At 50.6% G+C, this 25,819-nt stretch carries 27 protein-coding genes; 20 read left to right on the top strand and 7 right to left on the bottom strand.

What is annotated here, in order from left to right; genetic code table 11:
* Positions 1-12 precede the first annotated feature (12 nt).
* The 3 genes from SFSGTM_RS16180 to SFSGTM_RS16170 are packed head-to-tail and all read left to right on the top strand — an operon-like array spanning position 13 to position 3,247.
* The gene (locus tag SFSGTM_RS16180) at positions 13-1,608 is read left to right on the top strand and encodes an ABC-F family ATPase (protein ID WP_162086058.1); all 1,596 of its coding nucleotides are present in this window, start codon (positions 13-15) and stop codon (positions 1,606-1,608) included.
* Complete coding sequence (purN, locus tag SFSGTM_RS16175) at positions 1,608-2,240, top strand: phosphoribosylglycinamide formyltransferase (protein ID WP_162086057.1); 633 nt, start codon at positions 1,608-1,610, stop codon at positions 2,238-2,240. The genes SFSGTM_RS16180 and purN overlap by 1 nt, the downstream gene beginning before the upstream one ends.
* Positions 2,241-2,242: 2 nt before the next feature.
* A complete protein-coding gene (locus tag SFSGTM_RS16170) occupies positions 2,243-3,247 on the top strand; it encodes a DUF3108 domain-containing protein (protein ID WP_162086056.1) in 1,005 nt (334 codons plus the stop codon).
* Between the two features lie 133 nt (positions 3,248-3,380).
* Here the strand turns inward: SFSGTM_RS16170 and SFSGTM_RS16165 are convergent, their stop codons facing one another.
* From SFSGTM_RS16165 to purE, 3 genes are read right to left on the bottom strand one after another with little or no spacing between them, the layout of a single operon-like run.
* Positions 3,381-3,710 carry an antibiotic biosynthesis monooxygenase family protein gene (locus tag SFSGTM_RS16165; RefSeq protein WP_162086055.1) on the bottom strand — a complete coding sequence of 110 codons (330 nt, stop codon included), beginning with the start codon at positions 3,708-3,710 and terminating at the stop codon, positions 3,381-3,383.
* A gap of 52 nt (positions 3,711-3,762) precedes the next feature.
* Entirely contained in the window at positions 3,763-4,905 is a 1,143-nt protein-coding gene (locus SFSGTM_RS16160; RefSeq protein ID WP_198420578.1) for a 5-(carboxyamino)imidazole ribonucleotide synthase, read from the bottom strand.
* On the bottom strand, positions 4,902-5,402 hold the full coding sequence (gene purE / locus SFSGTM_RS16155) for a 5-(carboxyamino)imidazole ribonucleotide mutase (RefSeq protein ID WP_162086054.1): 501 nt from the start codon (positions 5,400-5,402) through the stop codon (positions 4,902-4,904). The genes SFSGTM_RS16160 and purE overlap by 4 nt, the downstream gene beginning before the upstream one ends.
* Before the next feature lie 94 nt (positions 5,403-5,496).
* On the opposite strand from purE, the gene argB reads away from it, so the two are divergent.
* The 11 genes from argB (at position 5,497) to SFSGTM_RS16100 (ending at position 15,704) form a co-directional block, all read left to right on the top strand.
* A complete protein-coding gene (gene argB, locus SFSGTM_RS16150) occupies positions 5,497-6,384 on the top strand; it encodes an acetylglutamate kinase (protein WP_162086053.1) in 888 nt (295 codons plus the stop codon).
* A 150-nt stretch (positions 6,385-6,534) separates the two neighbouring features.
* The gene (locus tag SFSGTM_RS16145; protein ID WP_162086052.1) at positions 6,535-6,819 is read left to right on the top strand and encodes a phosphopantetheine-binding protein; all 285 of its coding nucleotides are present in this window, start codon (positions 6,535-6,537) and stop codon (positions 6,817-6,819) included.
* Complete coding sequence (locus tag SFSGTM_RS16140) at positions 6,819-7,460, top strand: COG4648 family protein (protein WP_162086051.1); 642 nt, start codon at positions 6,819-6,821, stop codon at positions 7,458-7,460. Before SFSGTM_RS16145 ends, SFSGTM_RS16140 begins: the two co-directional genes overlap by 1 nt.
* Positions 7,426-8,814, top strand: coding sequence for an AMP-binding protein (locus SFSGTM_RS16135; RefSeq protein WP_232526001.1), 1,389 nt, complete (start codon positions 7,426-7,428; stop codon positions 8,812-8,814). Before SFSGTM_RS16140 ends, SFSGTM_RS16135 begins: the two co-directional genes overlap by 35 nt.
* A complete protein-coding gene (locus SFSGTM_RS16130) occupies positions 8,811-9,107 on the top strand; it encodes an ApeI family dehydratase (RefSeq protein ID WP_162086050.1) in 297 nt (98 codons plus the stop codon). Before SFSGTM_RS16135 ends, SFSGTM_RS16130 begins: the two co-directional genes overlap by 4 nt.
* Entirely contained in the window at positions 9,104-10,024 is a 921-nt protein-coding gene (locus SFSGTM_RS16125; RefSeq protein WP_162086049.1) for a lysophospholipid acyltransferase family protein, read from the top strand. Before SFSGTM_RS16130 ends, SFSGTM_RS16125 begins: the two co-directional genes overlap by 4 nt.
* Complete coding sequence (locus SFSGTM_RS16120; RefSeq protein WP_162086048.1) at positions 10,021-10,599, top strand: LolA-related protein; 579 nt, start codon at positions 10,021-10,023, stop codon at positions 10,597-10,599. The genes SFSGTM_RS16125 and SFSGTM_RS16120 overlap by 4 nt, the downstream gene beginning before the upstream one ends.
* Positions 10,596-12,929, top strand: coding sequence for an MMPL family transporter (locus SFSGTM_RS16115; protein WP_162086047.1), 2,334 nt, complete (start codon positions 10,596-10,598; stop codon positions 12,927-12,929). The genes SFSGTM_RS16120 and SFSGTM_RS16115 overlap by 4 nt, the downstream gene beginning before the upstream one ends.
* On the top strand, positions 12,916-13,719 hold the full coding sequence (locus SFSGTM_RS16110) for a polysaccharide deacetylase family protein (RefSeq protein WP_162086046.1): 804 nt from the start codon (positions 12,916-12,918) through the stop codon (positions 13,717-13,719). The genes SFSGTM_RS16115 and SFSGTM_RS16110 overlap by 14 nt, the downstream gene beginning before the upstream one ends.
* On the top strand, positions 13,716-14,369 hold the full coding sequence (locus tag SFSGTM_RS16105) for a phosphatase PAP2 family protein (RefSeq protein ID WP_162086045.1): 654 nt from the start codon (positions 13,716-13,718) through the stop codon (positions 14,367-14,369). The genes SFSGTM_RS16110 and SFSGTM_RS16105 overlap by 4 nt, the downstream gene beginning before the upstream one ends.
* A gap of 12 nt (positions 14,370-14,381) precedes the next feature.
* Positions 14,382-15,704: a cation:proton antiporter gene (locus SFSGTM_RS16100; protein ID WP_162086044.1), complete on the top strand. Its 1,323-nt coding sequence runs from the start codon at positions 14,382-14,384 to the stop codon at positions 15,702-15,704.
* Between the two features lie 4 nt (positions 15,705-15,708).
* Here the strand turns inward: SFSGTM_RS16100 and SFSGTM_RS16095 are convergent, their stop codons facing one another.
* Positions 15,709-16,872 (bottom strand): TGL-type protein-glutamine gamma-glutamyltransferase, encoded by a 1,164-nt coding sequence (locus SFSGTM_RS16095; protein ID WP_162086043.1) that lies wholly within the window; start codon positions 16,870-16,872, stop codon positions 15,709-15,711.
* Between the two features lie 221 nt (positions 16,873-17,093).
* On the opposite strand from SFSGTM_RS16095, the gene SFSGTM_RS16090 reads away from it, so the two are divergent.
* A complete protein-coding gene (locus SFSGTM_RS16090) occupies positions 17,094-17,918 on the top strand; it encodes an ABC transporter ATP-binding protein (protein WP_162086042.1) in 825 nt (274 codons plus the stop codon).
* A gap of 10 nt (positions 17,919-17,928) precedes the next feature.
* Positions 17,929-18,699, top strand: a complete 771-nt coding sequence (locus SFSGTM_RS16085; protein ID WP_162086041.1) for an ABC transporter permease — start codon at positions 17,929-17,931, stop codon at positions 18,697-18,699.
* Positions 18,700-18,776: 77 nt separating this feature from the next.
* On the opposite strand, the gene SFSGTM_RS16080 is transcribed toward SFSGTM_RS16085, so the two are convergent.
* On the bottom strand, positions 18,777-19,541 hold the full coding sequence (locus tag SFSGTM_RS16080) for a lysophospholipid acyltransferase family protein (protein WP_174237430.1): 765 nt from the start codon (positions 19,539-19,541) through the stop codon (positions 18,777-18,779).
* A 57-nt stretch (positions 19,542-19,598) separates the two neighbouring features.
* The gene (locus tag SFSGTM_RS16075; protein WP_162086040.1) at positions 19,599-20,933 is read right to left on the bottom strand and encodes an NAD(P)/FAD-dependent oxidoreductase; all 1,335 of its coding nucleotides are present in this window, start codon (positions 20,931-20,933) and stop codon (positions 19,599-19,601) included.
* A 248-nt stretch (positions 20,934-21,181) separates the two neighbouring features.
* Here SFSGTM_RS16075 and SFSGTM_RS16070 point away from each other — a divergent pair, with 248 nt between their 5' ends.
* Genes SFSGTM_RS16070 through fabG form a run of 4 tightly spaced genes read left to right on the top strand, consistent with a single transcriptional unit; the run spans position 21,182 to position 24,352 of the window.
* Positions 21,182-22,375 carry a beta-ketoacyl-[acyl-carrier-protein] synthase family protein gene (locus SFSGTM_RS16070; protein WP_162086039.1) on the top strand — a complete coding sequence of 398 codons (1,194 nt, stop codon included), beginning with the start codon at positions 21,182-21,184 and terminating at the stop codon, positions 22,373-22,375.
* Positions 22,372-23,169, top strand: a complete 798-nt coding sequence (locus SFSGTM_RS16065; RefSeq protein WP_162086038.1) for a beta-ketoacyl synthase chain length factor — start codon at positions 22,372-22,374, stop codon at positions 23,167-23,169. The genes SFSGTM_RS16070 and SFSGTM_RS16065 overlap by 4 nt, the downstream gene beginning before the upstream one ends.
* Positions 23,163-23,636 (top strand): hotdog family protein, encoded by a 474-nt coding sequence (locus tag SFSGTM_RS16060; RefSeq protein ID WP_162086037.1) that lies wholly within the window; start codon positions 23,163-23,165, stop codon positions 23,634-23,636. The genes SFSGTM_RS16065 and SFSGTM_RS16060 overlap by 7 nt, the downstream gene beginning before the upstream one ends.
* Entirely contained in the window at positions 23,633-24,352 is a 720-nt protein-coding gene (gene fabG, locus SFSGTM_RS16055; RefSeq protein ID WP_162086036.1) for a 3-oxoacyl-ACP reductase FabG, read from the top strand. The genes SFSGTM_RS16060 and fabG overlap by 4 nt, the downstream gene beginning before the upstream one ends.
* A gap of 333 nt (positions 24,353-24,685) precedes the next feature.
* Here fabG and hemE read toward each other — a convergent pair whose 3' ends face one another.
* Complete coding sequence (hemE, locus tag SFSGTM_RS16050) at positions 24,686-25,750, bottom strand: uroporphyrinogen decarboxylase (protein ID WP_162086035.1); 1,065 nt, start codon at positions 25,748-25,750, stop codon at positions 24,686-24,688.
* Between the last annotated feature and the right edge of the window lie 69 nt (positions 25,751-25,819).

Genomic DNA, 25,819 nt, shown 5'->3' with positions numbered 1-25,819 from the left:
TAGGTTACTGCCGTGCTAGCTACTCAAGGTCTCACCATACAATTTGGCGCCAAGCCGCTGTTTGAAAACGTTACTGTTAAATTTGGCGATGGTAATCGCTATGGTTTAATCGGTGCAAACGGCTCTGGCAAATCCACTTTCATGAAAATACTGGCCGGGCAGATTGCGCCGACTCAAGGTCATGTTGCCCTCGACACAGGCGACAAACTTGGCTGGCTGCGCCAGGACCAATTTGGTTATGAAGATCAAATTGTGCTGGATGTGGTCATGCAAGGCGATGCCGAACTATGGGCAGTCAAGCATGAAAAAGACAGCATTTATGCCAATCTGGAAGCCACTGAAGACGACTACATGCGTGCGGCTGAGCTTGAAGGCAAGTTTGCAGAATTAGATGGCTACTCAGCCGAAGCCCGTGCTGGCGAACTGCTATTAGGTCTGGGCATCCCTAGTGCACAGCACACTGGCACGATGCGCGAAGTTGCACCAGGCTGGAAGTTGCGTGTTTTGCTGGCGCAAGCCCTGTTTGGCAATCCTGATATTCTGCTACTCGACGAACCAACCAACAACCTGGACATCAACGCCATCCGCTGGCTGGAAGATATCCTTGACCAGCGTAGTTGCACCATGGTGATTATTTCTCATGACCGCCACTTCCTGAACTCCATCTGCACCCACATGGCCGACTTGGATTACGGCAAAATTCAGCTATTCCCGGGTAACTACGACGAATACATGACCGCTGCGGCACAAGCTAAAGATGGTTTACAGGCTGCAAACGCGCGAGCCAAAGACAAAATTGCAGAACTGCAAACCTTCGTATCACGATTCTCTGCGAATGCGTCCAAAGCACGTCAGGCAACTTCACGCGTCAAGCAAATCGACAAGCTCAAACAGGACATGGCGGTCATCAAACCATCATCACGTCAGTATCCTTACATACGCTTTGAGCAAGAAAAACAGCTACATCGTAACGTGGTTGAAGTCAGTGAATTGGCTGTTGGTTATGACACCCCGTTATTTACCAAGCTTGATATCATCATCGAAGCAGGTGAACGCATCGCCATCATCGGTGAAAACGGTGCTGGTAAAACCTCGTTGGTAAAAACACTGATGGGCGAATTACCTGCCTTAGGCGGCAAAATCAAATGGTCAGAAAATGCCAACATTGCCTACTACGCGCAAGATCATGCATCCGAATTTGATACCGACCTGAACCTGTTTGACTGGATGAAACAATGGGCAACGCACGGCGAAGACGATCAAGCTATCCGCAGCGTTCTGGGCAAACTGTTGTTCTCGGGTGACGACGTCAAAAAATCAGTCAAAGTATTATCCGGTGGCGAACAAGGCCGTATGATGTTCGGCAAGCTCACCTTGAACCAGGCCAACGTACTGGTACTGGATGAGCCAACCAACCACATGGATATGGAGTCCATCGAGTCCATTAACACCGCAGTTGAGCTCTACAAAGGCACGGTGATATTCGTCTCACATGACCGTTCATTCGTATCTTCACTGGCAACTCGCTTGATCGAGATTAAAGACAACAAGGCCGATATATTCAACGGCAACTACGAGGAATTCCTCACCAGTCGCGGCTTGAATTAATGCGCATCGTTGTACTCATCTCCGGACGCGGCTCGAATCTGCAAGCAATTTTAGCCGCGCAACTCCCCGCACAAATTGTTGCCGTCATCAGCAACAAACCCGACGCAACAGGTTTGCAAGTTGCACAAGCTGCGGGAATTGCTACACAAGCTTTGGCACATACCACCTTTGCCAGTCGCGCTGAATTTGATAAAGCGATGATACAAATCATCGATGGTTACCAACCTGATTTAGTCGTGCTTGCAGGTTATATGCGCATATTGACGGATGAGTTTGTAAACCACTATCAAGGACGCCTGCTTAATATTCACCCTTCACTATTACCCAGCTACGCAGGACTCAACACCCATCAACGCGCACTGGATGATGGCGTCAAAGTGCATGGCTGCACCGTCCATTTTGTCACCCCCACACTCGATCACGGCCCTATCATCATCCAGGCTGCCGTCCCCGTGCTCAACAATGACAATGCCGACAGCCTGAGTGAGCGTGTACTGTGCATGGAACATCAGATATACCCAACTGCAATCCACTGGTTTATCGGCGGGCGCATACAATTAGCCGCTGATGGCAAAGTAAACTTATTAAATAACAATGGGTCAGAGCAAACAGTCTTTTATACCGAGCCATAAACATGACCCTCAACAGCAAGCGTGCTTTAGTTATCGCGTTTATTGCCTCGCTGTTGATACATGTGCTTTTGCTTACAGGTGTAAAATTCAGCCTGCCGCTGAATATAGATGATGACACTACCATCATCGAAGCACGTTTACAGCCCATGCCCAAACCCACCACACCATCTACCACTAAAAAAACTACCGCACCAAAGAAACCACACCATCTTGCAAAGCCACACCCGCCAAAACCGGCACAAACAATTGTAACCACCCAAGATGCAACTCCTGCTGTTGAACCAACCGCAGTAGAGCCCAATGCAAACGCCCCTGTTACCGACGACATATCCGCACCAGACACCCCGACTCTAAATTACCCTCCTGCAAGGCTGGAATTACAATACAAAGTCGTCAAAGGCGAAGACCTCTTCAATCTGGGTAGTGCCACTTACATCTGGGTAAACAAAAGCGGTGGTTACACACTCACCAGCATTACTCACGGCATAGGGATATTTTCATTAATACAACCTGGCAACCTCGTCCAGATTAGCCAGGGCAAAATCACCCCGTTTGGACTAGCACCCGACGATTTCTGGATACAGCGTGGCCGTGCCACCCCCGACAAAACTACTGCCGCACACTTTGATTACACCCGGAAAACTGTCACTATCACCAAAGACAACAACGCCTATTCAGTACCCCTGGAAGACAACGCCCAGGATATTCTCAGCGTCATATTCCAGCTAGTTGTACGCTCACCGTTTTCCGAAGACATGCTACGCCACGTTACCTCAGGCAAATCCCTTAAGCCCTATCATGCAATCGTCATTGGCGAAGAACGCATTGATACCGCACTAGGTGAAGTCAACACCCTGCACCTGCAACGCCCAGCAGAAGAAGGCGAAGACGCCATCGACATGTGGCTGGCAACAGACTACAACTTCACCCCCGTCAAAATCCGCATTGATCACAGCAAATATGGGATAGTGGAGCAACTGATTACTGGAATGAAAGCAGGTGAATAGGAGCAAGCGAAATTCTTTACGATATATAGCAATGTGAGAACTGACCCCTATTATGACGATCAAACCGGAACGGGAAAATAGCTGAATCTCAGAATTCGGACATAGACAATCCTGACCCAGGTTTTTGCAAAGTTTAATTATTCTTAAAAGATGATGCTGGATGGTGAAATGCGCCATCACCATAAGCGCGTATCACTTGAGAAATAACGACTTGGTACCCATTAAGCCACTTAGCCTGTGACGCCTTTGCCTTCAAGTGTGTGGGGTGCTTTATTAATTCTTGCAGCCCCTCCAGCGTTTCCCAATAATATACATTTGAAACACGACCAGTCTCAGGATTTTCCCAAGCTTCTTCACCAAGGTAACCAGCAGAATTCTTTGCAATCTCCGCTATAGCGCTGTCTAGTTTATAAAACTCTTCATCGTACTGTTTCTTATCAAAGATAAAAGTTGCTGAGTACATACGATTCCTTAATTCTAACCAACGCTCAACAGGCGAAGTAACGCGGCATATCCTATTGAATAAACGACAACTCCGCCCGTATCTGCTTAGCCAACACCAACGCCACATCCAAGTCATTATCGATACAAGTAAAATGCCCCATCTTGCGCCCCGGGCGCGCGCTTTGTTTGCCGTATAGATGCAGCTTGGCTTGCGGATGCGCCATCAGCGCTGCCCAGTTGGGCTGGCTATCGCCCCAGACATCGCCCAGCAGGTTAACCATCACGGCTGGCGTGTGCAGCGCGGTTGCGCCTAGTGGCAGATTGCACAATGTGCGAACCTGCATTTCAAACTGGCTGGATAAACATGCATCCAGGGTGTAATGCCCACTGTTATGCGGACGCGGGGCAATTTCGTTGACCACTAGTTGCCCGCCATTAACAACGAAAAACTCTACCGCCATGACGCCGCAATAATTAAGCTGTTGTGCGATGGTTGTTGCCATTTCGCGGGCTTGAGCAGTGAGATTGTCCGCTACTCGCGCAGGTACGATGCTGATATCAAGTATGCCAGCTTCGTGTATGTTTTCTGCCACCGGGTAAACTGCCGTTTCACCCGCTTCATTACGTCCCAACACCACGGACAACTCGCATTCCAGCGACATCATGCGTTCCAGCACACACGTCTCTCCACCCATGCTGGCAAACGCTGCTTGCGCTGCCGCCACATCGGCGACTCGCACCTGACCTTTACCGTCATAGCCGAAACGCGACACCTTAAGCACAGCAGGGTAGCCGACGGTAGCAACCGTCGTGAGCAAATCATCGGCATGGGTAATCACCGCGAAAGGTGCGGTGGCAAAACCATGCTGTTGCAGCCAGGATTTTTCTGCCACGCGGTTTTGTGCGATTTCTACTGCATTGGCACTGGGTTTGACTGGACAATGCTCGGCCAGGTAACGCAGGGTATCAGCAGGCACATTTTCAAATTCGGTGGTAATCGCAGCACAGCACTTCGCCATTTTGGCCAGCGCGTCCATGTCTGCATAATCGGCACAAAGATGCTCATCGGCAAATTGCCCCGCCGGACTGGCTGCATCAGGATCCAGCACCATCACCCGATAACCCATAGTACGTGCAGCCACGGTGAACATGCGGCCCAATTGCCCGCCTCCGAGCATGCCCAAGGTTGCGCCCGGCAATATCATCGCGCTCATTCCACCACCACGTCAGGCAAATCCATCGCTAACACTGTCGCCTCTTGCTTGGCACGGAAATCCGCCAGTTTTTGTGCTAACACGGGTTGCTCAGTTGCCAGTATTGCCAGCGCAAATAAGGCTGCATTGGCTGCGCCCGCTTCACCGATGGCAAATGTTGCAACGGGGATGCCTTTAGGCATTTGCACGATAGAGAGCAATGAATCCATCCCCTTCAAATATTTGGACGGTACCGGCACACCGAGCACAGGGACTATAGTTTTCGCTGCCAGCATGCCCGGCAAATGCGCAGCCCCGCCAGCACCCGCGATAATCGCACGCAAGCCACGTGACTGGGCTGACGCAGCATAATCAAACAGTAAATCAGGTGTACGGTGCGCAGACACCACTTTCGCTTCAAACGCCACATCAAATGATCTGAGTATCAGCGCAGCCTGTTGCATCACTGCCCAATCGCTGTTGCTACCCATAACTATGCCTATTTGTGGTGCGCTCATCGTATTATCCGCATGCAAATTAAAGCGAGTATTTTAACCTAAATCAGCCGTTTTCTAAGTTAAAATAACGCATCTCAAATCGCAAGGAAGCTCCATGCCTACCAGCCAATTTACGCCCGGCGACAAAGCCAATATCCTGTCAGAAGCGTTACCTTACATACAGCGTTTTTTTGATAAAACCATAGTCATCAAATACGGCGGCAACGCCATGACTGACGACAAGCTAAAAGAAGGCTTTGCGCGTGACGTGGTGCTGCTGAAATTAGTCGGCATGAACCCGGTTATCGTCCACGGCGGCGGCCCACAGATAGGTGAACTGTTAAAACGCGTAGGCAAGCAAAGCGAGTTCATTCAGGGCATGCGCGTGACTGACGAAGAAACCATGGACGTAGTTGAAATGGTACTGGGTGGTCTGGTTAACAAGGAAATCGTCAACCTCATCAATCAGCAGGGTGGTAAGGCGGTCGGTTTGACAGGTAAGGACGGCGGCATGATACGTGCCAAAAAACTGCTCATTGCCGACCAGGATGACCCCAATATCAAACATGACATAGGCTCAGTCGGTGAAGTGCTGGGCATAGATCCGGAGTTGGTAGAGTTGCTCGACACGCGCGATTTCATCCCTGTTATCGCCCCGGTCGGTGTAGGCATGGACGGTGAATCTTACAATATCAACGCAGACTTGGTCGCAGGCAAACTGGCTGAAACCTTGCGCGCGGAAAAACTCATCCTCATGACCAACATTCCTGGCGTACTGGATAAAGAGGGCGGCTTACTCACCGGCCTGACCGCGCAACGGGTTGATGAGCTGATTGCCAATGGCACTATTTATGGCGGCATGCTGCCTAAAATCCACTGCGCGCTGGATGCAGTCAAGAATGGCGTACATACCGCGCACATTATTGATGGCCGGGTAAACCATGCATTATTGCTGGAAGTGCTGACCAAAGATGGTGTCGGCACATTAATTAAACGCAGTTAACGCTACTTCCCGTTGTGGCATTGATGGTGACACAACGGGCACCTGCCAGATAATTGTTGTATAATCATCGGCGTACTGAATATTAGGTTATTGATCTACGCAATCAGCAACCACCCTGTTTTTCCGCTTCATACTTAATTGATTACCACCATGTCAGACAACCACTCAACTACTGATAACAGCCTGTTCTATCCAGAGATCGCCGCACTCATGGTCGAAGCGCTTAATCTTGAAATTTCTGCCGACGAGATCACGCTGGATGCACCACTATATGGTGATGGACTTGGTCTGGATTCTATAGACGTGCTCGAAATCGCACTCGTGGTATCCAAACGCTATGGCCTGCAGCTACGCGCAGACAACGCGGATAATCAGCACATATTCAGCTCGTTGCGCAATCTGACTGACTACATCGCAGCACATCGAAGCAAGTAATGATCAATGCCGGCTTAATGCGCGGACTCGTCATCGCATTCGCCATTATCGGCTACGCCATCTTGGCAAACTACACCAACCAATCGACACACAGCGCCACCTTAGGTGTACTGGTAGCACTTGCCCCCCTGATTCTGACTGGCATTATCATGACATGGCATGCCACACGACGGGGCTACTTAATAGCCACAATCATCGTTACCACCTCACTAGCCTGGCTAATGTGGCCTATGCTCGAACTTCATTACGGCTGGATCTACTGGCTGGAACATGAAAGCCTGCAATGGGCGCTACTGCTCACTTTCGCGCGCACGCTGCGCCAGCAGCGACAACCTCTCTGCACCCAGCTTGCAACCATCGTCCACGGCGAACTTACCCCGCTGTATGCACGTTATACCTATCAGGTCACGGTCGCCTGGACCGCATTTTTCGCACTGATGATCATCATTTCCACCAGCTTGTTCTTCTTGCAGCCGATTGCGGTCTGGTCGATATTTGCAAATTTCATCTTCATGCCTTTAGTCGCAGTCATGTTCATTGCAGAATATGCCGTACGCAAAATAGTTCGTCCCGAGCTGGCACAGGTTAATATCATGGATGCGGTACGTGCATTCATGCAACATTCTGCGCATCGCCATTAAGCCACAGACCATGCCGAGCATCCCGTTATTTTCCCACACCCAGCCAGACCAGATCATCGCCTGGCAACATGGCACAGCCATCACCGCCGCGCAATTTTTGGCTGATGTGAAACAACTTGCGGCGCAGCTCCCAGCAAGCTCGCACATACTTAATATGTGTGCTGACCGCTACCGCTTTGCCGTCGGCTTAGCCGCTGCGGTCATCAGCAACAAAATCAGCCTGCTGCCACCAACTCACACCGCAGAAATGATTAATCAGCTCAAGTGCTATGCACCCGACGCATTCTGCCTCACTGAGCAAGCTTTACCAGCAATAGCCCTGCCACAAACCCTATACCCTGCTGCACCTGCGACCATCAGCGAGCAATTTGATATTCCGCAAATTGCAAATACGCAGCACGTAGCTATCGTATTTACCTCAGGCTCAACGGGTGTCCCACAAGCACATACCAAAACCTGGGGGCAACTAACACACAGCGCCCGCGCTGAAGCACAACAACTCGGTTTAATGGATGGCGCAACATATACGCTCATCGGCACTGTTCCTCCGCAGCACATGTACGGACTGGAATCGACAGTCATCATGCCGTTGCAAAGTAGCAATGCGCTCGACAGCCGGCAGCCTTTTTATCCTGCCGATATCTGTCAGGCAATCGCTGCGGCGCCTGCGCCCGCTGTGCTGATTTCCTCCCCTGTACATCTGCGTGCACTGCTTGATGCTGGTCTACAACCAGACCCTATTGCCTTGATCGTCTCAGCGACTGCGCCACTTTCGGTCGAGCTGGCTGGTGCACTTGAAACCCGGTTTCACACCCATGTACACGAAGTCTATGGCAGCACTGAAACGGGTGTAATCGCCACACGGCTGCCTGTACACAGTGCCGCATGGCAGCTGTTCCCGAACATCAAACTCAGCATAAATGGCGAACATGCAAGTGTCAGCAGCGTACAAATCAATCCCGCAATCACGCTGAATGACATCATTGAGCCTGTCGGTGAAAACACATTCCTGCTGCACGGACGCACTGCTGACTTAGTTAACATTGCAGGCAAGCGTAGTTCGCTGAGCTATCTCAATCACCAGCTGACCAGTCTGCCGGGTGTCGTCGATGGCGCGTTTTACATGCCTGACGAGATTACCCCCGACAGCATTACTCGCCTCGCGGCATTTGTCGTTGCACCAGCACTGGATGCAACACAATTACGAGCTTTGTTACGAGCATGCATAGATCCGGCGTTTTTACCACGCCCATTGATATTCGTAGACCAGCTCCCGCGTAACGCCACTGGCAAACTGCCGCGGACGGCATTACGAGATTTATTGCACAACCATCTGACTCCACCTGCAGCATGAACACAACGCACTACACCATCCCGCTGGATCACCCTACGTTTGCTGGGCATTTTCCTGGCAGCCCTATCTTGCCTGGTGTAGTGTTGCTGGATCTGGCATTGCAGTCTATCGCCGATGCCAACAATATCGTATTCAACCAGTACACACTGAACTCAGTTAAATTCATCCACCCTGCTCGGCCAGGCGACGTGCTGACCATTACCCACAAACACACAGACAGCGGCGCGATACATTTCTCCATCAACACCGCCAGCCATCAAATTGCCAGCGGCAGCATGACACTCACACCATGAGTACGCAGCACTGGACAGCCACCCCCGAACGCAGCAACATGCTGATGCTGCGTATCATGACCTGGATTTCCCTGCGCATGGGGCGACGCGCAGGCCGTGTTATTTTGCATCTGATTGCAGCCTATTTCCTGATATTTTCTCCCAGCAGTCGCCGCGCCTCACTCACCTACCTTACTCGAGCACTGAATCGCAAAGCTAACTGGCGTGACATGTACCGTCATTTTTACAGCTTTGCCAGCACCATACATGATCGCATCTACCTCATTAATCAACGCTTTGACTTATTTGATATTCAGGTCTCAGGGCAAGCGTGTATAGACGAGGCAATACAATCCGGCACAGGGGTGTTTCTGGTAGGCGCCCACTTTGGCAGCTTCGAAGTGATGCATGCTATGGGACGCAGCATCCCCAATCTGCACGTGAGCATGGTCATGCATGAAAACAATGCGATGAAAATAAATGCGATGCTTGCCGCCATCAATCCTGAAGCCGCTGCCGACATTATCGGTCTGGGTCACATCGACACCATGCTCAAGGTGCGTGAACGCCTGGAACAAGGTGCCATGGTCGGTATACTAGCTGACCGTACTTTAGGCGAAGACGCCACGCAGCCAGTCAGTTTATTAGGACATACCGCACATCTGCCAACCGGACCATTCCGCATGGCCGCACTGTTGCGCCAGCGCATGGTATTTATGACTGGGGTATATCTCGGTGCTAACCGTTACCAGATCAGCTTTGAGCCACTAGCCGACTTCACCGACATCCCCACCGGGCAACGTGGCACCTTAGTCAACGCTGCCGTTATGCGTTATGCTGCGCTAATCGAACAGCATTGCCGTAATGCACCCTATAACTGGTTTAATTTTTTTGATTTCTGGCAACAACCACATACTGCCACTACTGAAAACACATGATGCTATTCAACCGCCTGCTATCAATAATACCCTTACTACTATGCAGCAGCCTGAGCCAGGCTGCCAGCTGGGATATAGACCAGCTCATGCATAATCTTGCATTGACGCGCTCCGGACATGCGACCTTTGTTGAGAAAAAAACCCTGGCACTGCTCGACCAACCAGTCACATCCTCCGGTGAACTGCTATATGCTGCACCCGACCATCTGGAAAAGCGCACCATCAAACCCAAAGTTGAAAATATGCTGGTCGACGGCGATAATCTGGACATCGAACGCGGCAAGAAAACATACCATCTGCAATTATCAGACTATCCTGAACTAGCCGCTTTTATTGATAGCATCCGCGGCACGCTGGCGGGTGATCGCAAAGCCCTGGAACGCACCTACCAGCTCAGTCTTGAAGGCAATGCCGCGAACTGGACGCTACAGCTGATCCCCAACAACGCACGTATGCAGCAAGTAATTAGCCGCATACGGATTATGGGTGCAGGCGATGAAGTACGCAGCATAGACATTGCGCAGACCGATGGCGACAGCTCACATATGCAAATTGAAAAAGTGGCAACGCCGTGAAATTTACAGCGAGCCGCACTGCTATCACCCTCTGGCTCATATTCATACTGGGCTGCAGCGCGATTATCACTCGCAGTCATTTCACTGCCGACTTGTCCGCTTTTTTACCGCGTAGTCCCACACCTGCGCAGCAACTGTTACTGGAACAGATACACGACGGCCTCGCCTCACGACTCATACTGGTTGGCATCAAAGGTGCCGACGCCCCTGCCCGCGCCCGCATCTCCAAGCAGATGGCACAACAGTTACGCCAGAACAGTCAGTTTGTCAGCGTCAACAATGGCGAGCCAGTCACCGCCGAGCAAGACCGTGCCTACTGGTTTAATCATCGATATTTATTAAGTGCCACTGTCACCCCAGAACGCTTCGGTGTCGCTGGTTTGCATAATGCAATCAGTGACAGCATAGATTTACTCGCGTCGCCGGCAGGGCTTTTAGTCAAGAGTATGTTGCCACATGACCCGACCGGGGAAATGGTAGAGCTCCTCACCCAGTTCAGTAACAGCCGGCCGCCCGCGCTACGCGATGGCGCGTGGATATCCCATGATGGCAGCCGCGCCCTGTTGCTGATCCAGACCCGCGCATCAGGTGCGGATACCGATGCACAACAGCTAGCCATGACCCAGATTGAACAGGCATATCAGCTTGCTGCAGGAACGAAAGCGACAACTCAACTGGAAATGACTGGCCCCGGCGTATTCTCGGTCAAATCACGCAACACCATTAAAGCGCAAGTCACTTTACTCTCCATCATTAGTGTAGGGCTGATCGCCACTTTGCTGTTGCTGGTGTACCGCTCACCGACTGCACTGATACTGGGATTTATGCCTGTAATCAGCGGCGCGCTGGCAGGCATAGCGGCTGTCAGCCTCGGCTTTGGCACTGTACATGGCATTACGTTGGGATTTGGCACTGCCCTCATAGGCGAGGCTGTCGATTATTCTATCTACCTGTTTGTACAGTCAGAACAGCGCCAGCACGAACTATGGATTAAACGCTACTGGCCCACCATACGACTGGGTGTGCTGACCTCGATCGCGGGCTTTGCTTCTCTGCTATTTTCAGGCTTTCCCGGTTTGGCGCAGCTGGGACTATATTCCATTGCTGGCCTGATTACGGCAGCGGCAGTCACGCGCTACGTCTTACCTCACCTGCTGCCTGACAATTTCCACATTCATGACGTTACAGCCATAGGTATCAAACTGTCTTGTCTGGAACAAAACGCACCGAAACTGCGCTGGCTCGCAGCAGGAATGCTGTTACTCGCGCTAGCCATCGTCGCCAAAAATCACGATCACATCTGGGATGATAAAATTTCCTCACTGAGCCCGGTCTCTCAGGCAGATATTGCACTAGACACGCAGTTACGTGCTGACTCTGGCGCGCCGGACGTACGCTATCTGGTCGTCATCTCCGAGACCACGCAAGAAGCCGTACTGCGCAGCAGTGAACAGGTCGCCAATGTTCTGCAAACGCAGGTAGAACGCGGAGAGCTGGCAAGTTTTGACAGCCCCAGCCACTATTTACCTAGCACCGCCAGTCAACGCACGCGGCAAGCCAGTCTGCCAACGGCCGAGCAATTACAGGAAAACCTGACAAATGCTGTCCTAGGTTTACCGATACAGGCAAATCGGCTCAGTCCGTTCCTCACCGATGTCGCCAGTGCCAGAACTCAGCCATTGTTACAATTATCGGATTTACGTGGCACCTCCATGGCGATGGCGGTGGATGCACTGCTGATTCATCATGGCAGTGACTGGCGTGCATTGTTGCCGCTCACAGCTTTACCCAATACCGAAATCAATGCTGCGCACATCCGTGCCGCACTGCACGGATTACCCAACGTTATTCTGGTGGACATGACACAGGAATCAAACCAGCTCTATTCCAGCTATTTGCATGAAGCCATCCTGCTGTCATTAGGCGGGCTAGTTGCCGTCATTGCCTTATTACTGATCGTGTTCCGCTCTCCTGCACGGGTGCTGCGCATACTCGCACCACTGGCAGTAGCAGTGATAACGGTCACGGCGGGGCTGACGCTGCTAGGACACGCATTAACCATATTACATTTGATCGGACTGTTGCTGGTGGTTGCCATAGGCTCCAATTACGCCTTGTTTTTTGACCGCAATACAAATACGCCAGCCATTGCCCCACGCACTTTGGCATCAATGTTCTTTGCCAATCTAACCACTGTAGCGGGCTTTGGATTACTGGCTTTTTCTGACGTTTCCATACTGCAAGCCATGGGCATGACCGTCGCGCCTGGCGTGATATTGGCGCTGATCTACTCAGCCATTTTTGCACGCACTGCCCATGCCGAAAACTAGCTGGCAGCCGAGCCTACTCATCTACCTGACGCTGGCGATCCACGTGACTGCGCTGCTCGTGTTGATCACAACACCGCAGCACTGGCGCTGGGTGCTAGCCAGCCTCATTGCCAATCATCTCCTCCTCACCATGGTTGGTTTATGGCCTCGCAGCACATGGCTGGGGAAAAACTGGACTCAGTTACCTGATGCTGCCATAGCGCGGAATGAAATCGCCCTCACCATAGATGATGGCCCTGATCCTGAAGTCACGCCCCAGGTGCTGGATATACTTGCTCGTTATAGTGTGCATGCCACTTTCTTTTGCATAGGTGATGTTGCACAACGCTATCCAGAATTATGCCGAGACATCATTAAGCGTGGCCACACCATAGAAAATCATAGCCAGCGGCATCACCACAATTTTTCCTTAATGGGCATCAAAGATCTGACTCAGGAAATTCAAGCAGCTCAAACCACACTGACAGGAATTACCGGGCAGCCCCCATTATTTTTCCGCGCCCCTGCTGGCTTGCGCAATCCATTTCTCGATCCTGTGCTGCATAAATTAGGACTGCAACTCGCCAGCTGGTCGGTGCGCGCCTTTGATACCCGCGTTGGCGATGCTGACAAGGTTGCGCGCGCACTGATACAGGGTCTGCACGCAGGCGCTATCGTTTTATTGCATGACGCGCACGCAGCGCGCACCGATACTGGTGAGCCTGTCATACTAAAAGTCCTACCCGATGTGATTGAAGCCGCACTAGCCGCACAGCTACGCTTTGTCACCTTACGTCAGGCCTGTTCATGATATCACCCTGGTATCGCCAAATAGGCGCGGCACTGACCAAGCACATCCTGCTCAAAGCCACAGGTACGCCCACCTTCATCGCGCTGTTTTTTGTCGCCTACTTGTACCTGCTCAAACACCCTGCGTTTCCGGTCAGCATCATGCCATTTACTGCCCTAGATGCGCTAATCCCCTACCAGCCAGCAACCATGCCGCTATATTTATCGTTGTGGGTATATGTTTCATTGCCCTCATCTCTGCTCACCACGCGACGCGAACTATTTACCTATGCTGGTGCCATGACCACTACCTGCCTGACTGGATTGATCATATTTTATTTTTGGCCGAGTGCAGTTCCAGCAGCCAGTATCGACTGGTCACAACATGCCAGTATGGCCTACCTTAAAAGCGTGGATGCGGGTGGTAATGCTTTCCCTTCCCTGCATGTCGCGACTGCTATATTTTCAGCTATGTGGCTGCATGACGTATTACGCCGATTTCGCGCACCGAGTTGGGTACTGGTAATAAATAGCGTATGGTGTGCGGGGATTGTTTACTCAACTTTGGCAACACGCCAGCATGTCATTATCGATGTGATAGGTGGACTTGTTCTGGGCGCGGTCATAGCGCAATATGCGTTACGTAAACAAGCCCGATCAACAGCACCTTAACCGCAGCCAGCCATGACTATTACGCCACATATTGCCACGCATAAATCCGAAGCACTGCTGTTTTTTACCTTGCTACAACTCACGATTATCGTATTGGCGGCGAGAGTTGGTGGCAGTGTCGCATTGCGTGTCGGGCAGTCTGCTGTCGTAGGCGAAATCATCATCGGCATCTTGCTCGGGCCATCGCTATTTGGCCTGCTGGCACCTGACATATTTCAATATGTATTTCATTCTGGCGCACCTGAACCGATGCAGATGCTGTCCCAAATTGGCTTAATCCTGCTCATGTTCCAGATTGGGCTGGAATTCGATTTCGCTCACTTGGCAGCGCCCAAACATCGAAAATCAGTGATGCTGATTGCCCTCGCCAGCCTGATCCTGCCCTTTGCATTTGGTTTTGCTACAGGTCAAGTCAGTGCGCACTTACTTTCACCCTCTGCTAACGCACTAGGCACAGCACTGTTTATTGCCACCGCATTTTCCATCACTGCCTTACCTATCCTCGGGCGCATCATGATGGAATTTAACATGACGCGTACGCCTATTGGCGTCATTGCCATCAGCGCCGCAGCTATTAATGATGTTATTGGCTGGCTGTTATTAGCACTGATTACCACACTAACCTTGTCCGATTTCAACGCAGGCTATTTTGCATTGAAAATTGGCCTGGTTCTGGGATTTTTCGTACTCAGCTGGTTTGCTGTGCGCCCTGTGATGAAACGCATCTTGCATCATTGCGACGCACAGTCCGGTGCGCTTTCACACAACTTGCTGGGCATCGTGCTGGCAGCCATCTTCTTATCTGCCATGGTGACTTACCAACTGGGAATATTCGCAATATTTGGCGGCTTTATGATGGGCGTGTTGCTGCACGACGAGCACGCTTTTGTGCGCACCTGGAAAGCACGCATCAGCCCGTTTGTGATGGTATTTTTCCTGCCTATATTCTTTACCTATACCGGTCTGCGAACCAATATCGGCAGTCTGGACACACTCACTGCGTGGGGATGGTGTGCGATGATCATACTGCTAGCTACAGTGGGGAAATTCGGTGGCGCCTACATTGCAGCGCGGATTGCCGGCATGAGTCATGCAGAAGGCAAAGTAATGGGCATCATGATGAATACCCGCGCACTAATGGAACTCATCGTGATCAACGTAGGTTATGACCTGGGAGTGATCTCGCAACAGATGTTTACTATGCTGGTCATTATGGCCATATTCAGCACGGTCATTACCTCACCCCTGTTACGGCGCTGGCTACCAGCAATCGGCATCGCGATACCCACACACACGACCAAGCTGGATCACTCTGCACATGAGCAGCATGGGTAAATCATCAACCAGGCAAAACGATGTCTGTCGTGTCGGGACAGACCCAGCGTGGATATTCGCGTGAACTATCTATGCAGCCGCCTTGTGCATACACACCCTGAGGGTCGCGTAGCCGCATCATTTTCGCCAGTATCGCTTCCATTTCTGCCTGATTAGCCAATGTTTCACGTACATGGTTGGCCACCACATTTTCATCTATATGCAACTCGCCTTGCTGATCCTGATACGTCGCATTACGCCAATGAAATATTTCTATGCACTTCGTTGTCAGCGTATAAGGCTGATCGTGCTTCCAGAAGTTTTTAAATAACCCATTGCCCAAATAAAACACCCATGAGCCTTCGTAACCAGGCACATCCGAAGAATAGCTATCAGGATTACGAAACCAGAGTCGATCACCTGGAACGTAATAATGCGACGGCAATGGTGATTCCACCGTCCCATATTCGCGTAAAAACACGTCATGAAATGCGCCAGACATAATAGCTTTATGCGTCCAGTGCTGCGTGAGTTGGTGATACAAAGTCGGATTACTGAACGACATTTCCTGAGCAATCCCCAACAATATGACGTATTCGGTTGCTCGATAACATGAAAATGAAAACAGCTTTCCCGTCGCTTCAGGCTGTGTGGCTTTAATTAACGAAGTAATCAGCGAGTTTCCTGGACGAATCGTAAAACCGGTATCTTCATGATATTGCCAGCAATCAGCTGGACGTTCTGCTGCAGCGGTGTCAAATGCCATCGCAGTTTTACGACTGGCAATAACGATGTTTAGTCGTACGCGCACAGCTGCCTGCAATTCATCGTAACTTGGAAACTCAAAGGCAACAGGCCCTAGCAACATAGCCAACAAAATTTCTCGTAACAAATCTTGCTGACTGTTTTCAGTATCCAGCTGAAAATTAGTACACAACTGCGTGGTGTCGTAGTGAGGCGCACATTTTTGCGCATGATGCTCATCCAGCCGGAAACGTACCAGACACGGATGCGTAGCACTGGATTCACAGGTAATGACCACTTGCCGACCTATACCTAACTGATCTAGCTGCGCCTGCAAACGACTTTGTGCAGTGGCGATATGTGCCAATACTTCACCGAAAATGACGATACCGCCATTAACCGGTAGCTTTACGCTATTATTGATACGATGATATTCAGTATGCATAAACTTTATTTACGATGCCAGTGATCAGCACCCACTCCTTGCATCAATACTTAAAGAGAGAAGACCATGTCTGAAATAGAAGGCAGAATTGAGCCTGTGCAAACATTTCAGGCCGCTCATTCTATAGAGCTTTCCTGACTGCTTACCGACAACGCTGACTGTCGTTAGTGTTGTTTTTGTATCACGAAGAACGAAATCCGAAAGAGAGCGTCATACCTGATATGAACCCAACTACCCCCGAAAAACTGGACGACTTTGCCATCCAGACAACAGCACTGACGCGCCAGTTTGGTCGCCTGACTGCTGTAGATCACATTGTGCTTCAGGTTAAATATGGAGAAATTTTTGGTTTACTGGGTGCAAACGGTGCGGGAAAAAGCACGCTGATCAAAATGTTGACTACGCTGCTGCCGCCCACCAGCGGCTCAGCTGAAGTCGGCGGATTTAACATTATCCAGGCACCCGGAGAAGTTCGGCGGCGTATCGGTTATGTGTCTCAATTGCTATCCGCTGACGGCGCACTAACGGGTTTTGAAAATCTGAAGTTATCGGCACGACTGTATGGTCTGGATGCGCACAACACCAAAACGCGTATCAATGATGCCCTGAGTTTCATGGGGCTGACAGAATCAGCAAACAAGCTGGTTAAAACCTATTCTGGTGGCATGATACGCAGACTAGAGTTGGCGCAGGCCATGCTGCATCGTCCCGCCATTCTGTTTCTCGACGAACCCACGATAGGGCTGGACCCTGTCGCGCGACACATAGTCTGGGACAGGTTACTGGATTTGCGCCGTGACTATGGCATGACCGTACTCATTACCACGCACGATATGGAAGAAGCAGAAATACTATGTGACACGCTGGCGATACTGCACGCAGGCAAGATCAGCATTATCGGCAAACCTGCCGAGTTGCGCGCAGGACTGGGGGAAACCGCCACCATGGATGAGGTGTTCGCGCATTATGCGGGTGGATCCATACATGAAAGCGGCTCATATAATGATGTAGCCAAAACTCGCCGAACCGCTCACCGCCTGGGCTGAAAGTAAACAGATGCAACGACTTATCCGCGAGACTTCCGCCATAGTAGAAGTGGAATTAATTAAGCTCATCCGCGACCCAACCGAACTGCTTTCCCGTGCTATACAGCCATTGTTATGGCTAGTCGTGTTTGGACAAGTGCTTGCTCAGGTGCGCGGCATTCATACTGGCCAAGTCAATTATCTGGCATTCATTACCCCGGGCATACTCGCGCAAAGCATACTGTTCAGCTCAATCTTCTATGGCATCGCAATTATCTGGGAACGCGACCTCGGTGTCGTACATAAATTATTGGTGAGCCCAGCCTGGCGCGCCTCGCTGGTATTTGGCAAAGCCATCGCCGCAGGATTTCGTGGCCTGATCCAGACTATAGTCATTTACCTGATTGCGCTGGTGATGCATGTCTCAATTCGGCTGGATCCGTTAGCCATACTGGCGGTAGCAGGCAGCGTAATGCTGGGTGCCGGCATATTTGCCACATTCTCACTCGTCATTGCCTGCATCGTTAAGACTCGCGAACGTTTCATGGGCATAGGTCAAGTGCTGACCATGCCCATGTTTTTCGCCAGCAACGCAATTTATCCCCTGGATATCATGCCGCACTGGTTACGTCTGGTTGCGCGCATCAATCCACTTACTTATCTGATTGATGCGCTGCGCGGATTAGTCATTACTAACGGCACCAGCGTTTACGGTTTCCGCGTTGATTTCTCGGTCTTAATAGGGATATTTGCTGGACTGCTGTTCATTGCCGTCAAGCTCTACCCGTCACTGGCAGAGTGAAAAATACTCACCATACTGTCTATTATGATTATATTCAGCATAGGTATTTCTAGGCAAATGCACCTAGATAAGTTAGGTCATAATGTGCCCATGCGATGAAACGCTGAGCCTTGCACCAGTTCATTTGTAAAGTAATCTTCCAGCTCCATCATAAACGCCTGAGTATTTTGTGGGGCATCAAAACAGCGCCCCAGACGCAAACGGTAAGTAATGGGCATTGCTGGCTTGCGAAACAACGACCAGCCTTTGCTGAGGTAATGCGTATCGGTTTCGATTAATACGGTTTGCACCCGCACCTGGGCTTGATGGGCGATCAGCGCGACGCTACCTTTGAGCGGATTCACCGGGTCTTGTGTGGTGCGCGTGCCTTCGGGAAACAATAGCAAGTGACTGCCGTGCTGAAAATCATCGACCGCAAGCCGTATCATGTGGCGTAAGGGCTCACTTCGAATATAACCTGCTAACCGTGCGCCGGCACCGAGAAAAACATTATTCATCAAGTCCGCCTTCATCACGCAGGCAACGTTAGGCAAACGCGAAATCACCATGACCGCATCGAGCAAACAGGGGTGATTGGGTGCAATGATCAACGGCGCTTCATCGCGCAAGGCATCTAGCGCAGTCAAATCAAAATGACAGCGCCGCGACATGGTCAGACTCGCCAGATACATGCGGAATGCCGACGTAATGACCCGACGACCCAGTATCCGACCCCAGCGTTTAGGCAGCAAAGGATGCAACAACACGGCAATCGGCGTCCAGCCCAGACACAACAAACCTAGCCAGATCAGGCCCAGATATAACACCAGATAATCATAAACTACTGCTATACGCCGCATCATCCTCAGCTACCATACGATGCAGTAAGCAAGACTATAATTCTTCATTAACACACCAGATCAAACGACATCATCAACGGGACGTATATTCAATTTACGCAATCGCCAGGCGTGCAGCGTGCGGCGCAAATTAAACACAGATCCCAAATAATAGAGCGTCTTGAAAAAAGTAATTGAGGGTCCTATCGGCGTTTTACCGAAGATATCTCCCGCCAGCACAGAAAGCACGGCTTCTTTAGTACGCAAAATATTGCGTGGCCCCATGAACATATCGCGCATGGTCGGGTTGGTCATACGATAAATAAACCAGGAAAATGCTTTTGGTCCCCTGCGCGTACTGTGATCGAATTTTTTCAAAGCGGCCGCTGCCTGCTCAGGATTACGCAGACAAGTATCAACTGTATCCGCACCAACAAATGCGCTTTGCATTGCAAGCATCACACCTGATGAAAACACCGGGTCAATAAAGGCATAGGCATCGCCCAACAGCAGGAAATTCTCTCCGTGGGTGCGATCACACACATACGAAAAATTACCCGTGGCTTCAACTGCAGTCTCCATTTTTGCGGAGGTCAGGCGTTCCATCAACATAGGACTCATGGCGATGGTCTCGTTAAAGAATTCGGTCAGCGTTTTCTTGCCGCGCGTCTTCAAATAATAAGGCCAGGTCACCGCGCCCACGCTGGTCGTTCCATCTGCCAGCGGAATAAACCAGAACCAGCCATGCTCAAACCAGAACACAGTAATGTACCCTGCTTCCTTACCCGCATGGCGCTGCGCACCTGAGAAGTGTGCATAAATAGCAGTGCTGTTATGTTTTTTATTACGCTGCTTGGCTTGGAGCCGATTACCCAAAAAAGTATCTCGACCTGAAGCATCCAGTACAAAACGCGCATGCCAGCTCAATTTTTTACCATCATCCAGCTGCGCCTGGACTATCGCCCCTTGCCCATCAGGTAAAAACTGCACATCCTGTACCTGACACCCTTCCAGCACGGTTGCATTTTTAGCCGCCGCATTACGGATGAGTATTTCATCAAAGTCTGCACGGCGTACTTGATATGCCATGGGCATGGATTTATCCCAGGCATCGGCAAACTCAAACCGCTGCTGATGATCGTGCTGAGGAGAAACAAACTCGGCACCCCATTTCTCCATGCCGATAGCCTTGACCGCATCAGCTACACCCAGCCGTTCAAGCAAGGGTAAATTAGCCGGCAAAAGTGACTCTCCGATATGAAAGCGTGGATGGTGTGCTTTTTCCAGCAGCGTCACCTGATAGCCGCGCTCAGCCAGCAAAGTCGCAGCCGTAGAACCCGCAGGTCCACCGCCGATGACCAACACATCGCAGCTTGTACAATTCGTGTCTTGCAAAATTGAAGTGTTTTTATTCATAGAACTCTTTTGATTGGACTACACAGAAGCATCTTTCTGTTAGCAAGATTGCTGGCGAGCACCTTTGTTCAGCTTTCCCCATCCGAACAATGATGCATTTTACGCCAAAATCATGATGCTTCTATGTAATTCCATACAGGTAATGCGATAATTGCACAGTCGACTGTAGAAAACAGCTACAGGGTGAATAATTTATGTTCTGATTATTCCCTACCCACTACAGGCAAATTTAAAACGGATTTATCACATTGAAATCGCTGTTACTTTCCCATTTTACTGCCACCAGCTGCATAGGTCGCGGGCTGGAACAAACACTGGCTGCACTGCAGCAGTGTCATAGCGGATTATTGCCGTGCACATTTGAAACCGTAGATTTAACAACGTCCGTCGGCGAGGTTGACGGTATAGATGCAGTCGAAATACCCGAGCACCTTGCTGACTATGACTGCCGTAATAATCGATTGGCACAACTGGCATTAATGCAGGATGGCTTTGCCGATGCCGTACGTGCCGCTGCTGAAAAGTATGGAAGTCATCGCATAGGTGTTTTTATCGGCACCAGCACCTCCGCCATATTAGAAACCGAGCTGGCTTATCGACAGACAGATGACGAAACTGGTGCTTTACCTGATACCTTCCACTACCGCACCCAACACAACACCTACTCTGTCGCTGATTTTACGCGGCTGTATTTTGGACTGACAGGGCCTGCAGCTACCGTATCTTCAGCCTGCTCATCAAGCGCAAAAGTATTCAGCTCGGCTCGACGCATGATAGCTGCGGGGCTGATTGATGCCGCTGTGGTGGGCGGCGTTGATACACTATGCCTGACTACACTTTATGGCTTTAACTCGCTTGGACTGACCGCAGCACAGCCGTGCCGCCCATATGACAGCAACCGAGATGGCATTTCCATCGGCGAAGCGGGCGCATTTATTTTGCTTGAACAACAGCCAGCGCAACTCGAAGACGATGCCATATTATTATTAGGTGTGGGTGAGTCCAGTGACGCCTACCATATGTCCTCGCCACACCCAGAAGGACTAGGCGCACGCATGGCCATGCAGGCAGCTCTGGATATGGCCGAACTAACTCCACAACAGATTGATTACATCAATCTCCACGGCACTGCCACCCCCAGCAATGACGCAGCCGAAGGTAAAGCCGTCAGTGCATTATTCGGCGCATCCACTCCTTGCAGTTCAACCAAAGGCGCAACCGGACACACCTTAGGCGCAGCAGGCGCATTAGAAGCAGTGATCTGTGGGCTGGCACTACGGAATAATTTGCTGCCTGCGGGTATCAATACCCAGCAACTGGATGCTGACATTCCACTTGACTACCTGCTGGAAAACCGCGACCTAGCTATCGCCCATGTCATGAGCAACTCATTCGGCTTTGGCGGCACTAATTGCAGCCTGATATTTGGTCGTGCACCATGACCACGCTCACCGCTTACATTGATGGTATCGGCCTGCTTGGCCCTGGCTTAACTGGCTGGAGCGAAAGTGAGCGCATACTGGCTGATCTGGTGCCTTATAACAACCAGCCTACGGTATTACCCGCACCCGCACTGCTTCCTACTGCCGAACGCCGTCGCAGTGGCGCCATAGTCAAAACCACGCTGGCAACGGGATTAGAGGCATCTAATGCAGCAGGGCTGGATCCCGCTACACTGCCTTGCGTGTATAGCGCTTCAGGCAGTGATGGACAGAACTGCCACGAGATTTGCCTTACCCTGGCCTCTGACGATAGACATATTTCTCCCACCCGCTTCCACAACTCGGTACACAATGCCGCAGCAGGCTACTGGAGTATTGCCACGGGTGCTATGACCCCTATTTCCGTGCTGTGTGCGTATGATGCCAGCTTTGGTGCAGGTTTGTTGGAAGCTATCACTCAGGTTGTTGTGGATCATACCGCCACCCTGCTCATTTCCAGTGACACCACTTATCCAGAACCCTTACACCGCACCCGCCCCATACCCGATAATTTTGCAACTGCCATGGTGCTCACACCCATAGCCAGCGCCCACAGCATTGCAAAAATCAGCGTCAGCCTGACCAGTGATGCAGCGCTGACCATGAGTAATGTAGAGCTGGAGCAACTACGAACCAGCATACCCTCAGCGCGAAGTTTGCCTTTAATGCAGGCGCTGGCGCAAAAGCGCAGTGCTCGTGTCGTGCTCGACTATTTACCGCCACTCCAAATAGCCATAGATATTGCCCTATGCTGAACACGCAGTTAAATCATGCATGGATAGCTGCACACATCCCGCATCAGTATGATATGTGCCTGCTTGATCATGTTGTCAGCTGGGATACACTGCAGATTCATTGCCTGGCCAACAGCCACAAGTTAGCAAACAACCCGCTGCGTTCACGTGACCAGCTCAGCTGCGCTTGCGGTATTGAATATGCTGCACAAGCCATGGCAATACATGGCGCATTACTCGCCCCCAGAGATAATGCTCGTCCGCGTGCCGGCTTTTTAATTAGCGTGCGTGGCACCACCTTACATACCCCACGCCTGGACGATATCTGCGACGATCTCGATATCGTCGCAACCTGCATACACAGCAGTGCCGACAACATTCTTTACCAATTCACCGTACATGCTGCACAACAACTACTGATCGACGGGCGCGCCGCAGTGATATTAAATGCAGAAAATCAACTTCAACAAGCAGGCACACTCACATGAAACACGCTCTCGTCACCGGTGGTAGCGGCGGTATCGGTATGGCAATATGTCGCCAGCTGGCTGCGGATGGCTACCATGTATTCATTCATGCCCATCGCAATCTGGATGCTGCACAAGCGCTGGCAGATGAAATCACACTGAACGGGTATAGTGCTCAGGCTTTATGCTTTGACGTCACCGACCATCAGTCCGTTATTGAGACACTTACACCGCTGGTCGATGACACCCCCATACAAGTGTTGGTGAATAACGCTGGCATCCATGACGATGTTGTTTTTCCCGGTATGCACATAGATCAATGGCAACGGGTAATGGATGTGTCGGTAAATGGTTTTTATAATGTTACCCACACCGTGATGATGCCGATGATACGTAGTCGCTGGGGACGGATTATCAATGTTTCTTCCATCGCGGCCATTACAGGCAATCGCGGACAGGTCAACTACGCCGCCGCAAAGGGTGCGCTTAACTCCGCTACAAAATCCTTAGCACTGGAAGTCGCCAGTCGAGGCATTACCGTTAACGCCGTTGCACCTGGCATCATCACCACCAGCATGAGTGAAGCCACCTTCAGCACCGAAGACATCGCCCGCATGGTACCGATGAAACGTGCAGGCAAACCAGATGAAGTTGCCGACCTCATTAGTTTCCTTGCTTCGCCTCAGGCGACGTATATTACGGGACAGATTATTTCTATTAATGGCGGCATGATATAACGTTGCACCAAGTCAAGCACTTTCTATCCGCCAGCCTCATTTATGCACAAATACAGTGCAATCAACCCGCTATGTACCTAAACCGTGCACCACACATCAAAAAAACATAACTTCTTGTTTTTTATGAGTTTATATTGTTGCGGAATTTTTAAGCAGAACAGCAAAAGTCTATATCCTGTGAGGGTTTAGCTAATTATCTTAGCTTTACCCACAAAGTTATCCACAGAATGTGTGGATAACAAAAATAGCGTTTAACATTAGAGATTTATTCTCGAAATACAGAAAATACACCAGCTTCCGGCGCTAACTTCACCACCTATAATCAGCGGCTATTTACAGATGATAGGCAGGGCTCAAGCTATGCACCGCTTCTATCAGTGCCGCCGCATTTTCTGGCGGTGCAAACTGGGAGATGCCGTGACCTAAATTAAATACGTGACCATGGCCAGAACCATAGCTTGCCAGTACTTTAGCGGTTTCTGCACGCACAGTATCCGGGTCAGTCAGTAGAATAGATGGATCCAGATTGCCTTGTAACGCCACACGATCACCCACACGCTGGCGTGCAACACCGATATCAACAGTCCAGTCCAAGCCTAATGCATCGCAACCGGCTGCCGCCATGCTTTCCAGCCAGTTTCCGCCACCCTTGGTAAAAATAACTGCGGGGATATCTACGCCATCTTTCTTACGAGTCAGTCCATTCATAATATCTTGCATATAACGCAAAGAAAACTCATGATACGCCGCGTGGGACAATGCACCGCCCCAAGTATCAAATATCATCACCGCTTGCGCACCCGCTTCAATTTGCGCATTCAAATAATCCGTTACAGCTTGCGCGTTCACAGCAAGAATATGATGTAGCAAGTCTGGACGCTGGTACAACATCTTCTTCACCGTAGAGAAGTCTGTACCACCCTGACCTTCTATCATGTAACAGGCCAAAGTAAACGGACTACCAGAGAAGCCTATCAGTGGCACGCTACCATCCAGTGCACGACGAATTTCCTTAACAGCATCAATCACGTAGCCTAAATGCTCGTAAGGATTCGGCGCAGTAAGATCTCGAATCTCCCATTCTTCACGCAATGGACGTTCAAATTTTGGACCTTCGCCCTGAGCAAAATACAACCCCAGGCCCATTGCATCAGGTATGGTGAGAATATCGGAAAACAATATCGCCGCATCCAAAGGGAAGCGCGCTAGCGGTTGTAACGTGACTTCAGTTGCAAGCTCAGGGTTTTTGCATAATGACAAAAAATCTCCTGCACGTGCACGGGTCTGATTGTATTCAGGCAAATACCGTCCCGCTTGCCGCATCATCCATACTGGGGTGTAATCGGTAGGTTGACGCATTAAAGCACGTAAAAATGTATCATTTTTAAGTTTAGACATGATGATTTACCAGAGATGTAAAGACTGTACTTACAAAAAACAACACGAAAAACAGCCAGTGTTTTTCGT

It is taken from the genome of Sulfuriferula nivalis (assembly GCF_009937995.1).
Classification (GTDB): Bacteria; Pseudomonadota; Gammaproteobacteria; order Burkholderiales; family Sulfuriferulaceae; genus Sulfuriferula; species Sulfuriferula nivalis.
The sequence above is the reverse complement of the archived record's forward strand: the minus strand, read 5'-3'. Positions and strand labels throughout refer to the sequence as shown.